This window comes from Bacillus sp. SKDU12 (assembly GCF_010093085.1).
GTDB lineage: Bacteria > Bacillota > Bacilli > Bacillales > Bacillaceae > Bacillus > Bacillus mexicanus.
The window spans coordinates 70,271-83,222 of sequence record NZ_MSRC01000011.1 but is presented as its reverse complement, the minus strand read 5'-3'; the positions used below and the strand labels follow the sequence as shown (position 1 = coordinate 83,222).

Annotated in this window: 11 protein-coding genes and 1 pseudogene; 9 read left to right on the top strand and 3 right to left on the bottom strand. The window is 43.1% G+C overall.

Annotated features, from left to right (window positions below):
• The first annotated feature begins 144 nt into the window (after positions 1-144).
• Complete coding sequence (locus BTW01_RS11290; protein WP_162103079.1) at positions 145-1,221, top strand: helix-turn-helix domain-containing protein; 1,077 nt, start codon at positions 145-147, stop codon at positions 1,219-1,221.
• 242 nt (positions 1,222-1,463) lie between these two features.
• On the opposite strand, the gene BTW01_RS11285 is transcribed toward BTW01_RS11290, so the two are convergent.
• Both BTW01_RS11285 and BTW01_RS18480 read right to left on the bottom strand, forming a co-directional pair.
• A complete protein-coding gene (locus tag BTW01_RS11285; protein WP_162103078.1) occupies positions 1,464-2,528 on the bottom strand; it encodes a DUF5105 domain-containing protein in 1,065 nt (354 codons plus the stop codon).
• 35 nt (positions 2,529-2,563) lie between these two features.
• Positions 2,564-2,641: pseudogene (locus BTW01_RS18480) on the bottom strand (hypothetical protein); the annotation flags it as partial.
• A 205-nt stretch (positions 2,642-2,846) separates the two neighbouring features.
• Here BTW01_RS18480 and BTW01_RS11280 point away from each other — a divergent pair.
• Positions 2,847-4,262: a YcdB/YcdC domain-containing protein gene (locus BTW01_RS11280; protein ID WP_162103164.1), complete on the top strand. Its 1,416-nt coding sequence runs from the start codon at positions 2,847-2,849 to the stop codon at positions 4,260-4,262.
• 181 nt (positions 4,263-4,443) lie between these two features.
• A complete protein-coding gene (locus tag BTW01_RS11275) occupies positions 4,444-5,805 on the top strand; it encodes a YcdB/YcdC domain-containing protein (RefSeq protein WP_162103077.1) in 1,362 nt (453 codons plus the stop codon).
• 6 nt (positions 5,806-5,811) lie between these two features.
• On the opposite strand, the gene BTW01_RS11270 is transcribed toward BTW01_RS11275, so the two are convergent.
• On the bottom strand, positions 5,812-6,315 hold the full coding sequence (locus BTW01_RS11270) for a M15 family metallopeptidase (protein ID WP_162103076.1): 504 nt from the start codon (positions 6,313-6,315) through the stop codon (positions 5,812-5,814).
• A gap of 121 nt (positions 6,316-6,436) precedes the next feature.
• Between BTW01_RS11270 and BTW01_RS11265 the strand changes: the two genes are divergently transcribed.
• The 6 genes from BTW01_RS11265 (at position 6,437) to znuB (ending at position 12,935) form a co-directional block, all read left to right on the top strand.
• Entirely contained in the window at positions 6,437-7,558 is a 1,122-nt protein-coding gene (locus BTW01_RS11265; protein WP_162103075.1) for a Rap family tetratricopeptide repeat protein, read from the top strand.
• Positions 7,559-7,757: 199 nt separating this feature from the next.
• The gene (locus BTW01_RS11260) at positions 7,758-8,534 is read left to right on the top strand and encodes an SDR family oxidoreductase (RefSeq protein WP_162103074.1); all 777 of its coding nucleotides are present in this window, start codon (positions 7,758-7,760) and stop codon (positions 8,532-8,534) included.
• A gap of 24 nt (positions 8,535-8,558) precedes the next feature.
• Positions 8,559-10,250, top strand: coding sequence for a glycoside hydrolase family 13 protein (locus BTW01_RS11255; RefSeq protein ID WP_162103073.1), 1,692 nt, complete (start codon positions 8,559-8,561; stop codon positions 10,248-10,250).
• A 181-nt stretch (positions 10,251-10,431) separates the two neighbouring features.
• The gene (locus BTW01_RS11250) at positions 10,432-11,385 is read left to right on the top strand and encodes a metal ABC transporter substrate-binding protein (RefSeq protein WP_162103072.1); all 954 of its coding nucleotides are present in this window, start codon (positions 10,432-10,434) and stop codon (positions 11,383-11,385) included.
• A 54-nt stretch (positions 11,386-11,439) separates the two neighbouring features.
• Positions 11,440-12,135, top strand: a complete 696-nt coding sequence (gene znuC / locus BTW01_RS11245; RefSeq protein ID WP_162103071.1) for a zinc ABC transporter ATP-binding protein ZnuC — start codon at positions 11,440-11,442, stop codon at positions 12,133-12,135.
• Positions 12,093-12,935 (top strand): zinc ABC transporter permease ZnuB, encoded by an 843-nt coding sequence (gene znuB, locus BTW01_RS11240; RefSeq protein WP_162103070.1) that lies wholly within the window; start codon positions 12,093-12,095, stop codon positions 12,933-12,935. Before znuC ends, znuB begins: the two co-directional genes overlap by 43 nt.
• The last annotated feature ends 17 nt before the right edge of the window (positions 12,936-12,952 follow it).

The window sequence follows — 12,952 nt, the reverse complement described above, 5'->3', positions numbered from 1 at the left end:
AAAAAATAATGAAAAAATCTTAGGTGAATCGGCATAATAAACCAGTTTCTCATATTGCCAAATTCTTTTTTGGCTCGAAACCAAGCCCTCGGAAGTTATTTTTGTTAAAATAGAAAAGTTACAACAGAATTCGGAGGGTTTATTGTGGGAAAAGTGAAACGAAATGCCCCTTGCCCATGCGGCAGCGGCAAGAAATATAAAAAATGCTGCGGAAGTAAAGTGGTCGACTTCCCGACAGAACTAGCGGCAAAAGAAGCAAAACAAATTCAGGAAGACTTAGTGGAGTATGCCTTCACAGCACATAGAGAAAGCATTTCTGGCTTTATCAACCAGCATGATTTTCTTTCTGCTATGGACAGACAGACGAAAGACATTAGCGTATTTAATTTAGGAGTTTGGGGAATCTTCTTCCACCCGCTTGCTGGTGAAAAGACAATCTTCGAAGACTACCTTCAGAAAAAAGGCGATTCGATCACTCGTCCGAAAACGCGTGAGATCGTAGAATCATGGAAGAGCATAACGCCTGCTTTATTGCTTTTGCAAGACCTGAAAGAAGGTCTCATTCACTTTGAAGATGTCATTACGACAAAACAATTCGAAGTAGAAATGGATGCCAATAATCAAGACCTCCCGCCTGTGGGAAGCCTAATTCTCGGATATCCAATCCATGAAGCGGAAAAAGCAGAATTCTTCATGCAGTTCACAATCTTCCCGGTGAAGAGAACAGAAGAGCTGATCAGCAAGGTGAAGAAATATGCGGATGCTGCTGAGAAGAACGGCAAAACGCCGGAGGACTTCATGAAGCAGGAATTCAACAACGTTATATTCGCACTGTTAGCTGAGAAAGATGAAGAGCCAAAGGCAGAAGCAGCAGAAGAATACAGTGTTGAGTGGGCAAACGACTTGGAGAAAGAAACCGCTGCGGCTATCGAAAAAGGCATGAGCGGAGATGAGTATCCTAGCGAATTGATCCCGGCTGTTATTGATATCTGGAAAACATTTTGCGAGAAAAAATCACCTATCATCAGAAAGCCGGAAGCTTTCGCAGCGGCAGTTGAATATTATGTGAATGCGATTTCTCTAAACGGAGTCTCCGTTTCGCAAGCCAAGCTGGCGAAAAAATACGGTGTCAGCGCATCAACGATTTCCAGCCGATACAAAGAAATTGAAAGCACCCTGCAAGATGAAGCGGATCGTTTTGCACAAGCACTATCCTCATAATGAAAAAACCTTGAAAAGCCGGACTTTTCAAGGTTTTTTATTTTTGAAAAAGAAGGAAAAAGAAAAAGGATATCTAATACGGAAAGTGAATCAGCCTATTTTATTTAAATTGAGAAGGAACAATGGAGTAAAACGAAGCTGGAAACCTTAACATAGAACTGACCGAAGATGAAGCGAATTTCATCAGCGAGATTTTTGCATAAAAAAGGAAATAGCCTGCAAGGCTATTTCCTTTTGGAGTGTTATTCTTTGATGAATGCTTTCACTAATTTTGCCGCTCTGTAATCGTCCATATCAAGCTTCCATTGGTCGATGTTATTTTTCTTCATTTTCACTTCAACTGTTTCTTCAGATGAAGCCGGTCCGAGTTTTTTAAATTCCTCAGGGTATACTTGAAGAGCGTATTTTACAGCATCTTCATAGCTGGCGCCAGCGTTCTTGCTGTAGTAGTCTTTCACTCTGTCCTCGATGCGGTCTGAGAGTGAAGAGGCATCTACAGGTTTAATGGTGGCTTCAACAATTGCTTCGTCTTTAGAGATCGAGGTTGTTTTTGCCTGAATGGAGGAGTTTTTGCTTAATCCTTCTTTAATGCCGTTCACGATATTATCAATCGCTTTGCTGTCTGCATATGTGCTTGAAAGGCCTGAGGCTGAGAGATAGCCGTCTTTTGCTGACTTATTGAAATTATTCACCATTTCGTTTTTGTTATCACCGGTGATTTTTTCGAAATCAGCGTTGTCTTTACCGAAAAGAAGGATATCGACATAAGCGGATAGTGCTTTAGCTGAGTTTTGCAGCTGATCTGCTGTCGCAAGGAGTTTTTTGTCCTTTCCATCAATGTTGAAAGTAATTGATTTCGCCTTTTTATCGCCGTAATATTCCGGCGTATAGTTAAGCTCGTATTTCTTGCCTTTATCCACAACGTAGAATAAGCTTCCTTCTACGGATTTATCAGTGCTTATCGTACTGCTGCGCAGCTTTTCGTTATAGTCTTCAGGGGCTGTTTCAGACATTTTTGTATCACCTTGATACAACGTAAAGTTCATATTGTCTACATTCAGAGGTTCTTTTCCTGTGTTTTTCACAGCGACATTGACTTTTAACACAAGCTGGTCGTCTGTAGTTGATTTATCATATTTGGACGGCAGTGTATAAGAGACATCTTTAATTTTGACTTGCGCTATATCTGAGCTTTTTTCTGTTTCTGAATTATTCTTCTCCGCGCTTGTTTTGCTTCCTGAACAAGCAGCTGTAAACATCATTAGCAGAAGAATTAGGAAAACAGTATACGTTTTTTTCTGAAACATTCATTTTTCCTCCTCAAATGGTTTAGGAAAGGGAGAGTCTTTTGTCTTCGAGAAATAGATCTTTTTGAATGGATTAGCCTCATATAACCAAAAAAATCAGTTCTTTTCTCACGGATTTATTGGAAGCTCCGCCCTTCTTTTTCATAAATGGACCTATAAAAAGTTACAACGGAATTAATTTTAAGATTATTAGCTTTTATATGAAATAGGTTCATCAACCTATTTTTGGGGAGAAATGTTCTGGTAAAACTGGTAAACTCAGAAATTTGTGTAATTTAGACTATTACTTTTCGATTAGTCGGGAGGGATATAAGAATGATGAAAGGGGACGTTTTGGTGAAGAAAGAGAAATGGAAGCAGAAAGCATTGGAAATCGGCCGGGTGCCAATGCACTTTAAATTGGAAATTGAAGACTATAGTGACGAGCAGAAAAGAGTGCATTTTTGTTGGGTAGATCCTGAGGATGAACAAATCGGCATTACTGTTGATCTTGGAACGGACGGGCGGCTTAAATCCCTCTCCCGTGATATGGAGTCTGAAAACGGAGAAAAGCTGTCTGAGAAACGGTTGGAGGATATCATGCGCCAATTTGTCGAGACTCATTATCCTGAAGCACTCTCTGCCTTTGTTCGCGAAGAACAAGACGATACATTCGACGATAAAGTGAGATTTTCATATGTTCAAATGGAGCGTGGCCTTCCTCTCCCTATGAGCGGGTTTATGGTTGATATTTCCTTGTCCGGTGAGATCATATCCTTTGACTATTACGGCAAAGCGAGCAGCATAATCAATCCAAAGCGGGTCGCGGATCATGAAGAAGCACTTGCCTTCATCAAGAAGAACGTAGAGTTTGAGCTTTTGTTTGAGGTTCTTCATCATTCTGTATACAAAAGCGGGGATGATCAGCCGCATTTGGTGTATGAGCCTGATTGCAGGGCCATTGCCGTACCTGCGGATTTGGTACAAGAAGAAAAGGAATGTGATGAGGACGATGACAAGGAGCGGGAAAGCTTTCCTCTCCCATTATTCGAAGGCATTCACGAACAGGCCGATCTTGGCAGCATGATTGGCCTCGAAAAAGGGTTTGTCAAAGAGCGGGAAACAGATTTGGGAGATGGGAGAATCGGGACCGTGTGGCGAAACCTGGATGATCCTATCTATCAGCCGGAGGATAAAAGCTTGGACAGCTGGTTTAAAGGACGGATTCATCAAGTGCTGAAAACCATTTATCACAAAGAAACCGGAAAACTCGAAGGCGTCATGTCATTTATAGAGAAAAAAGGGCCGCTGACAGTAACTGTAGCAGAGTGCGAAAAAAGGGCGCTTCGCTTTCTATTTGCTTTATTTCCGAAGGCCGACCAATATTTTAAGATTACATATGACGAACCTGATGAAGAAGAAAGCCCGATCGCTGGTTTTACATTTAAAGCGCATTGTCACGGAATTCCGCTTCGATTTGGACAGATCAGAATCTGTGTCAGCCGCCAGACAGGATATATTACCGTTTATATGGCGCCGGATATTGACCCGGAGGAGCTGGAGGCCATTCATCCGAAGCCGGCCATTTCAGCAGAACAAGCGAAGTCTATCTTTTGGCAACATTTTAAAGTTGAGCTTGGCTGGGAGAGAGAATACAATGATGGTGAAGAATACAGCTACAGGCTCGTCTATAAGCCGGTGTTTCCTCGTTTTATCGAAGCCCATACAGGGGAACCTGTTTTCAGTTCATGGTAAAACAGTAAGTCGCACCAATGGCGCAGTTGTAAAGGGCGGGTGTGATGAAAATAACAGAAAGAATATCAGAAACAAATGACAATAATAGAAAAAGACCTTTTTTCACTTTAAAAGAAGAAAGGTCTTTTTATATAATAAGCAGGATTCTCTTTGTCGTAGACTCTTTGAAAGGATGACTTCATTGGTTAATAAACAGCTGAAAAAGAAGGCGCAAGAGATCGGGAATGTACCGCCTCATTATGAGCTTGAGATAGAAGATTACGATCAAAAGAAAAAGAAGAAGGGGCAGGCATATTTCACCTGGAAGGACCCTAAAGATCCGGAAAAACGCATTATCGTTGAACTCGGACATGATGGCGCTTTACTCACCTTTTCAACAACCGTGCGTCCTGAGGCAGATAAAAAACTTCCAGATGCCGAACTGAAGCTGACGGCTCTGCGGTTTGCCGCTGCCTACCACCCTGGCACATTTATGAAATTCGACTTTCAAGGCAAGGAAGAACGGGGACAGCATTTTCGTTTTGCCTATACCAAAATGGAATTAGGGCTTCCCCTTCCCAATTCAGGTTTTTTAATCGATATAGCACGAACCGGAAAGGTCGTCCATTTCTTATATTACGGAGAAGAGTACAAAGCTGAAGTGCCAAAGGAATTTGTAGCCAAAGAGAAGGTTATGTCCCATTACTTAAATACAATGTCTTTGAAGCTGATGTACGATGTCGTTGATGGGGAACAGGCACCCAGACTTGTGTATGAACCGATTCTCCCGGGATACAGCTATCCCGCCGACGTCAATGAAATTGTGCCCGATCAGCATATCGCAGATGAAAGAATAGACGACGCAGTACCTCTGCCGTCGTATCATGATATGGAAGAAATCGACATATATGCCATGCTGGGCTTTACCTCTGATATGCAGAAAATCGGTGAAAAGGACTTTGGAGATGAAATAGGCAGCACGTGGCGAAAAGGTTCTGCGCCGGAACGGAAGGATTTAAGCATTGGGAGTTACTTTGAGACGAGAAATAAAAATACAATCAAAATGAAGACGGATAAAAAAACCGGGAAATTAAAAGCGGCGATTTCTTTTATGGATCAGCCGATCAGCCGCCCGTGCTCAACAGAAGAATGCCAAAGGACGGCGCTTCAATTTTTGTACGCCCTCTATCCGAGAGCGGCTGAGTTTTTCAGAGCGAACCCTATTCGAGTTGATGAAAGAGGGCGGCTCCGCAATCATTTTTCTGTCTGGTATAAAGGAGTGCCGCTGCGGTTCGGCGCTGCCCGCATCCTTGTCAATCCGGAAACAGGATTGATTGACGCTTTTATGGCACCGGATATTGATCCTGAGCAATTGGAGGCGATCAATCACAGGCCGGATGTTTCTGCTGAAGAAGCGAAAGAAACGTTTTTGGCTTCATTTGATGTGAAGCTGGAGTGGCAGCCTGATTTTACAGCAGGCAGCGACCATCACTACAGACTTGTATATAAGCCGGTTTATCCTGCCTATATTGATGCGCATGTAAGGAAAAAGAAAAGGCTGTGAGAGAGGTTAGTCAGGGACCATTTCCAAGTGGGGATAGTCCTTGAATCGTTTCCAGTCTCCGCCCCACTTAAAACCGAGTTTCTTAGCAATCTCGACAACCTCCAGCCAATCTGATTTCCCGTTTTGATTGCCGTCATACTCCATATCCCATATGATGCTCCCATCCTTTTTTTGAAGGGCGAAATCAATAGCTAAACCATAGTTATGATACGATTCCCCTCCTCTTGCATAGGTGACAATATTCCCTTTTTTTGTGCGTCCCTGTTTATATAATTCGTCTTGTTCCTTAAAGGATCTGAATCCTTCTGTAATGACGATGGAAATACCTTTATTCGCTGCAGCGGCCTTGAGGGCATCGGCATTTTGCTGCACAACCGGATGAAGCTCCGAAGGGACAGGCATATCCTTCAGGGCGTTTTGGGAATGCCATTCATGACGTACATAGCCCAAACATAGATCTAGCAGAAATAAAATACATAAGATAACAGATGTTTTTGCGGATAATTTCATATCGTTCTCACTTTCTCATGATGTGCTGAATGTAAATGCTTTCATTGATTGACTCTCTCTAAAAGCGAACATTTATGATAAAATATAACATAAATAGTAGCAGGAGGAAGGAGGCAGACCGATGAAAGCGAAGATTCCATCTGAGGAAGTAGCAGTAAAGCTAAACGATTGGTACAGGTTCATTCGCGCATTTGAAGCAGATCAAGCAGAAGCGTTAAAGCAGGAAATTAAATACGATTTAGAAGACATGGAAGAAAACCAGGACTTGCTTTTATATTTCTCTTTGATGGAATTCCGGCATCGTATCATGCTTGATAAGCTGATGCCGGTGAGAGACAGCGACACCAAGCCTCCGTTCTCTGAGATGCTGAACGAAATTGAAAGCAATCAGCAAAAACTCACAGGCTTATTGGAATATTACTTTTATTATTTTAGAGGGATGTACGAATTTAAGCAGAAAAATTTCATATTAGCGATTGACCATTATAAGCATGCTGAGGAAAAACTCGAGTATGTCGAGGATGAGATCGAAAAAGCTGAGTTTCTTTTTAAGGTTGCAGAAGTATATTATCACATCAAACAAACGTATTTTTCAATGAATTATGCGAGCCAGGCACTTGATATCTATACAAAATATGAATTGTACGGCCGCCGCCGCGTACAGTGTGAATTTATCATCGCCGGAAATTTGACTGATGTTTATCATCATGAAAAAGCGCTTACGCATTTGAACAGTGCTTTAGAGCATGCAAGGCAGCTGGAAGAAGCGTATATGATCGCCGCTGCCTATTATAATGTCGGGCACTGTAAGTATAGTCTTGGCGATTACAGTGAAGCGGAGCACTATTTCAAAACAGCCGCCGCCATTTTTGAGGAGCACTATTTTCAGCAGGCTGTTCAAGCTGTTTTCTCACTGACCCACATCTACTGTAAAGAGGGAAAATACGACCAAGCGGCAGAGACGTACGAGCGTGGGGTAAAAAGCGCCACTGAATGGGGAGATGACATATATGTAACGAAATTCCGCCTCATTCATGAGCTGTACCTTGGAAAGGGCGACCGGGACATGCTTACAGAATGCTTTGACCTCCTGGAATCCCGCCAGCTTCTTGCCGATGCTGAGGATCTGCTGCATGATACAGCGGAACATTTCAATCAGCAGGAACGGTATGAGTCTGCTGCTTTCTTTTACCGCAGGCTGATGAATATTAAAAAGAGGCTTGCTGAGCAGCGCTTTCAATAGTTTTTTAAAGTGGTTGAAAACGATTAAAGTTTTGACAACAAATACGGCTGCACAATCGCTCAAGCAAAAATCATTTCAGAATTGTGCCCATTATCTTAGGCAGAGAGCACACAGGCTCTCTGCTTTTTGTGCTGTTTTTAACCAAAGAAAATGGGGTATTTTCCACTGCAGAATGAAAAATCAGAGGAGGATATCGTTTATGTATAAAGATTTAACTGGAAAAACAGCGATTGTGACAGGTTCTTCAAAAGGAATCGGAAAAGCCATTGCAGAGCGGTTTGGACAGGAGAAAATGAATATTGTCGTGAACTATCACAGCGATCCATCTGGAGCCGATGAAACTGTGGACATCATTAAGAATAATGGAGGAAACGCCGTCGCGGTTAAGGCGGATGTGTCAAAAGAAGAAGGAATTCAGGCGCTTGTTGATGCCGCTTTAGAGCATTTCGGCACACTCGATGTGATGGTGAACAACTCCGGCTTTAACGGCGCGGAGGCGATGCCGCATGAAATGGATCTTGAGGATTGGCAGAGAGTCATTGATGTTAACGTTACTGGAACCTTTATGGGAGCCAAAGCAGCGCTTAAACACATGATGAAAAACAACATCAAAGGCAATGTGCTGAATATCTCGAGTGTTCACCAGCAGATCCCGCGCCCTGTCAACGTCCAGTATTCCACGTCCAAAGGCGGCATTAAGATGATGACAGAAACGCTGGCGCTTAATTATGCGGAAAAAGGAATCCGCATCAACGCAATAGCACCCGGCACCATTGCCACTGAATCAAATGTTGATACGAAAGAGGAAGAGAGCAGACAAAAACAATTGAAAAAGATTCCGATGAAAACCTTCGGAAAACCGGAAGAAGTGGCGGCAGCGGCAGCTTGGCTCGTATCTGGGGAAGCGAACTATGTGACTGGCACAACTTTATTTATCGACGGCGGAATGACACTTTATCCATCTCAGCTTGAATAGGACGCATAACAGGGGGATTGCGGGATGAAAACAGAATGGTGGAAGGATGCGGTTGTGTATCAAATTTATCCGAGAAGCTTTCAGGACAGCAATGGAGATGGGATTGGAGATCTGCGGGGGATCATTTCCCGCCTTGATTATATAAAGGAGCTCGGAGCGGATGTCATTTGGGTTTGCCCGCTCTATCCTTCTCCAAATGTTGATTATGGCTATGATGTGACAGACCATAAAGCAATTATGGACTCATATGGAACGATGGACGATTTTCACGAACTGATTGACCAGGTGCATCAGCGGGGCTTAAAGCTGGTCATGGACTTTGTATTAAATCACACCTCTGTCGAGCATCCATGGTTTAAAGAAGCTGAAATGGACAAAAACAGCAAATACCGCAGCTATTATTTTTGGCGCCCCGGCACAAAAAACGGCCCTCCGACAGACTGGGTGTCTAACTATGGACGCCCGGTCTGGGAATATGAGGAGCATACGGGAGAATATTTTCTTCATATGAATGCCGTCAAACAAGCTGACTTAAATTGGGAGCATCCTGAAGTGCGCCAAGCAGTGTTTGAGATGATGAGGTTTTGGCTCGATAAAGGGGTGGACGGCCTGCGTATAGATCAGCTCCATCTCATTTCTAAGAAAGAATATCTTCCTTCATATGAGGACTATATCAATCAACAGGCAGAACCGAAATCCTTCAAGCCAAATGGCGAACGAATCCATGAGTATTTAAAAGAAATGACTGATGAAGTATTTTCTCGGTATCATGTGATGTCTGTCGGAGAGGTAGGCAATGTCACACCGGATGAGGGCCTGAAATATACGGGTACAGATGAGCATGAGCTGAATATGATTTTTCACTTTCAGCATATGGAGCTTGACCAGCAGGCGGGAAAAGAAAACTGGGATTTAAAGCCTCTCGAGCTGTCTGATTTAAAAGCGGTCTTAACAGCATGGCAAAAGAAGCTTGAACATCAAGGCTGGAATACCTTGTATTGGTGCAACCACGACCAGCCTCGGATTGTGTCCAGGTTCGGAGATGATGGGGAATATCACAAAGCATCTGCGAAAATGCTGGCCACTGTTCTGTATCTCATGAAGGGAACGCCGTACATGTATCAAGGTGAAGAAATCGGGATGACAAACGCGCCGTTTACCCGAATTGAGGACTACAAAGATATACAAACGGTCAATATGTATCATAGACGGGTGTTTGAAGAGGGGTATGACCCAGATGATGTGATGAAATCAATCTTAGCCAAAAGCCGGGATCATGCCCGGACGCCGATGCAGTGGAGCAGCGGTAAAAATGCCGGTTTTACTGAGGGCACGCCTTGGCTGAAGATCAATCCTAACTTTACGTCCATCAATGTGGAAGAGGCACAGACAGACCCTGATTCGATCTTAACCTATTACAAAAAGCTGATCCGCCTGAGAAAGCAGTACGCTGATCTCATCAAAGGAAGCTATGAGCTTTTGCTTGAGGATGACCCGCAACTGTTTGTATACATGAGAGAAAACGGAAAACAGCAGCTATTATCGGTCAATAACTTTTCAAACAAACAGGCTGTTTTCCGATGGCCGAAGCAATGCGGCAAGGAACAATCATCCCTGCTTCTCAGCAATTATAACAACAATGGTGATCTTGCTGACGAAATGGTATTTCAGCCTTACGAGAGCAGAGTGTATCTTCTTGACAATACAATCAAATGACTTAAGCCCGGCATTTCAGCCGGGTTTTTTACGTGCTTATATTCGCGCCATAGATGGGAAGAATAAAATAAATAAAAAATTAATCTTGCAAAACGTAATGACTTCGGTTTATTATGATATAGGATTACAAAATCGTTATCATTTTGATTTAAGTCATTTTGAAAAAGAGGGGATATACGATATGTTTAAAAAATGGAGCGGTTTGTTTGTGATTGCAGCGTGCTTCTTATTGGCTGCAGCATGCGGCAATTCATCAACAAAAGGGTCGACAGATTCTAAGAGCGATAAACTGCACATTGTCACAACATTTTATCCGATGTATGAATTTACGAAACAAATTGTAAAAGACAAAGGCGATGTGGATTTATTAATCCCATCTTCAGTCGAACCGCATGATTGGGAACCAACGCCGAAAGACATTGCCAACATTCAAGGTGCTGATTTGTTCGTTTATAATAGTGAATACATGGAGACATGGGTTCCGACAACTGAAAAAAGCATGGGCCAAGATCATGCCGTTTTCGTCAATGCGAGCAAAGGCATTGATTTAATGAAAGGCTCTGAAGAAGGGCACGAAGACCATGAGGAGCATGATCACAGCCATGAAATGGACCCCCACATATGGCTCAGCCCTGTTTTGGCGCAAAAGGAAGTTAAAAATATTACGGCGCAAATCGTAAAACAGGACCCGGATCATAAAGAATACTATGAGAAAAATAGTGCAGAATATATTGCAAAACTGCAGGATCTTGATAAACTATATCGTACAACCGCAAAAAAAGCAGTGAAGAAAGAATTTATTACGCAGCACACAGCTTTTAGCTATCTCGCAAAAGATTACGGTTTGACGCAGGTTCCGATTGCAGGGCTTTCACCTGAACAAGAACCGAGCCCAGCCGACTTGGCAAAGCTGAAAACATATGCAAAAGAACACAACGTAAACGTTATTTATTTTGAAGAAATTGCATCCTCAAAGGTCGCAGAAACGCTTGCCAATGAAATCGGCGCGAAGACAGAAGTGCTCGATACATTGGAAGGCTTAAGTAAAGAAGAACAGGATAAAGGGATAGGGTATATCGACATTATGAAGCAAAACCTTGATGCCCTGAAAGATTCACTATTGGTTAAATCATAAGATAGTGTGCGCCGGAGGGCGCACGCTATTTCTTTGTGAGAAAGGAAGATTAACATGAATCTCGTCTCATTGAAAGGTATCGTTTTCGGCTATTCACACACGCCTGTGCTGGATAAGGTATCACTTGATATTGAAAGCGGTGAATTTGTCGGCATCACCGGACCAAACGGCGCTTCTAAATCGACGCTAATAAAGGTCATGCTTGGCATGCTGAAACCGTGGGAAGGCACAGTGACAATCAGTAAACGGAATGCAGAAGGCAAACGCCTGACCGTAGGGTACGTCCCGCAGCAAATTTCTTCATTTAATGCCGGGTTTCCGAGCACAGTGCTGGAGCTTGTCCAGTCAGGCCGCTACACAAAAGGGAAATGGTTTAAGCGTTTAAATGAAGAAGATCATCTTGAAGTAGAAAAAGCATTGAAAATGGTGGAAATGTGGGACCTCCGCCACCGGAAAATCGGTGACTTATCAGGCGGACAGAAGCAGAAAATCTGTATCGCCAGAATGCTTGCCAGCAACCCGGATCTCTTAATGCTGGACGAACCGACAACAGCCGTTGACCATGAAAGCAGAAAAGGATTTTACGAATTTATGCACCATCTCGTGAAAAATCACAACCGCACAGTTGTCATGGTCACTCATGAGCAAAATGAAGTACAGCAATTTTTAGATAAAGTAATTCGATTGGAGAGAGGAGAAAAAGGCGGATGGAAATGTTTGACTTGGAATTCATGCGACGAGCTTTTCTAGCAGGCGGCATGATCGCCATCATGGCTCCGATTTTAGGAGTATATCTCGTTCTCAGAAGACAGGCCTTAATGGCTGACACACTTTCACATATTTCATTGTCGGGTGTTGCCATCGGCTTTTTCCTCAGCACCAATATTACAGCGGCGAGCATAGTCGTTGTGACGGCCGGCGCCATCGGAATTGAATACATGCGGCGGGCATATCGGACATATTCAGAGGTGTCCATTGCGATTTTAATGGCAGCTGGTTTGTCCTTCGCAATGTTTTTAATCAGCCTTTCAAAAGGCACCGCCAATATGAGCATCGACCAATACTTATTTGGATCGCTCGTAACAGTGAACCAGCAGCAGGTGTATATAATCGCCATCATTACAGTGCTGATTCTCCTTTATTTTATTGTGCTGAAGAGACCCCTCTACCTGCTGACGTTTGATGAAGCAACAGCAAAAACATCAGGAATTAACACAAACTTCCTGTCAATGTCATTCAGTATCGTCACAGGCCTTGCGATCTCAGTCATTATCCCGATCATCGGGGTTCTTCTTGTATCAGCCCTGCTCGTATTGCCGGCGGCATTCGCCATCAGAATAGCCAAAGGCTTTAACATGGTATTTATGACCGCCATACTCATTTCATTATTCAGCGTATTTATGGGTCTGACATCGTCCTATCAGCTTGGAACGCCCCCAGGGCCGTCTATTACCCTGCTTTTAATCGTTCTGCTTTTGATCGGGTTTATCATTCAGGGAGTTTGGACGTTTATCAAAAAGGAAGCTTTGCGTAAAAAAGGGCGCCAATAGCTTAAAAAGCAGTTTTC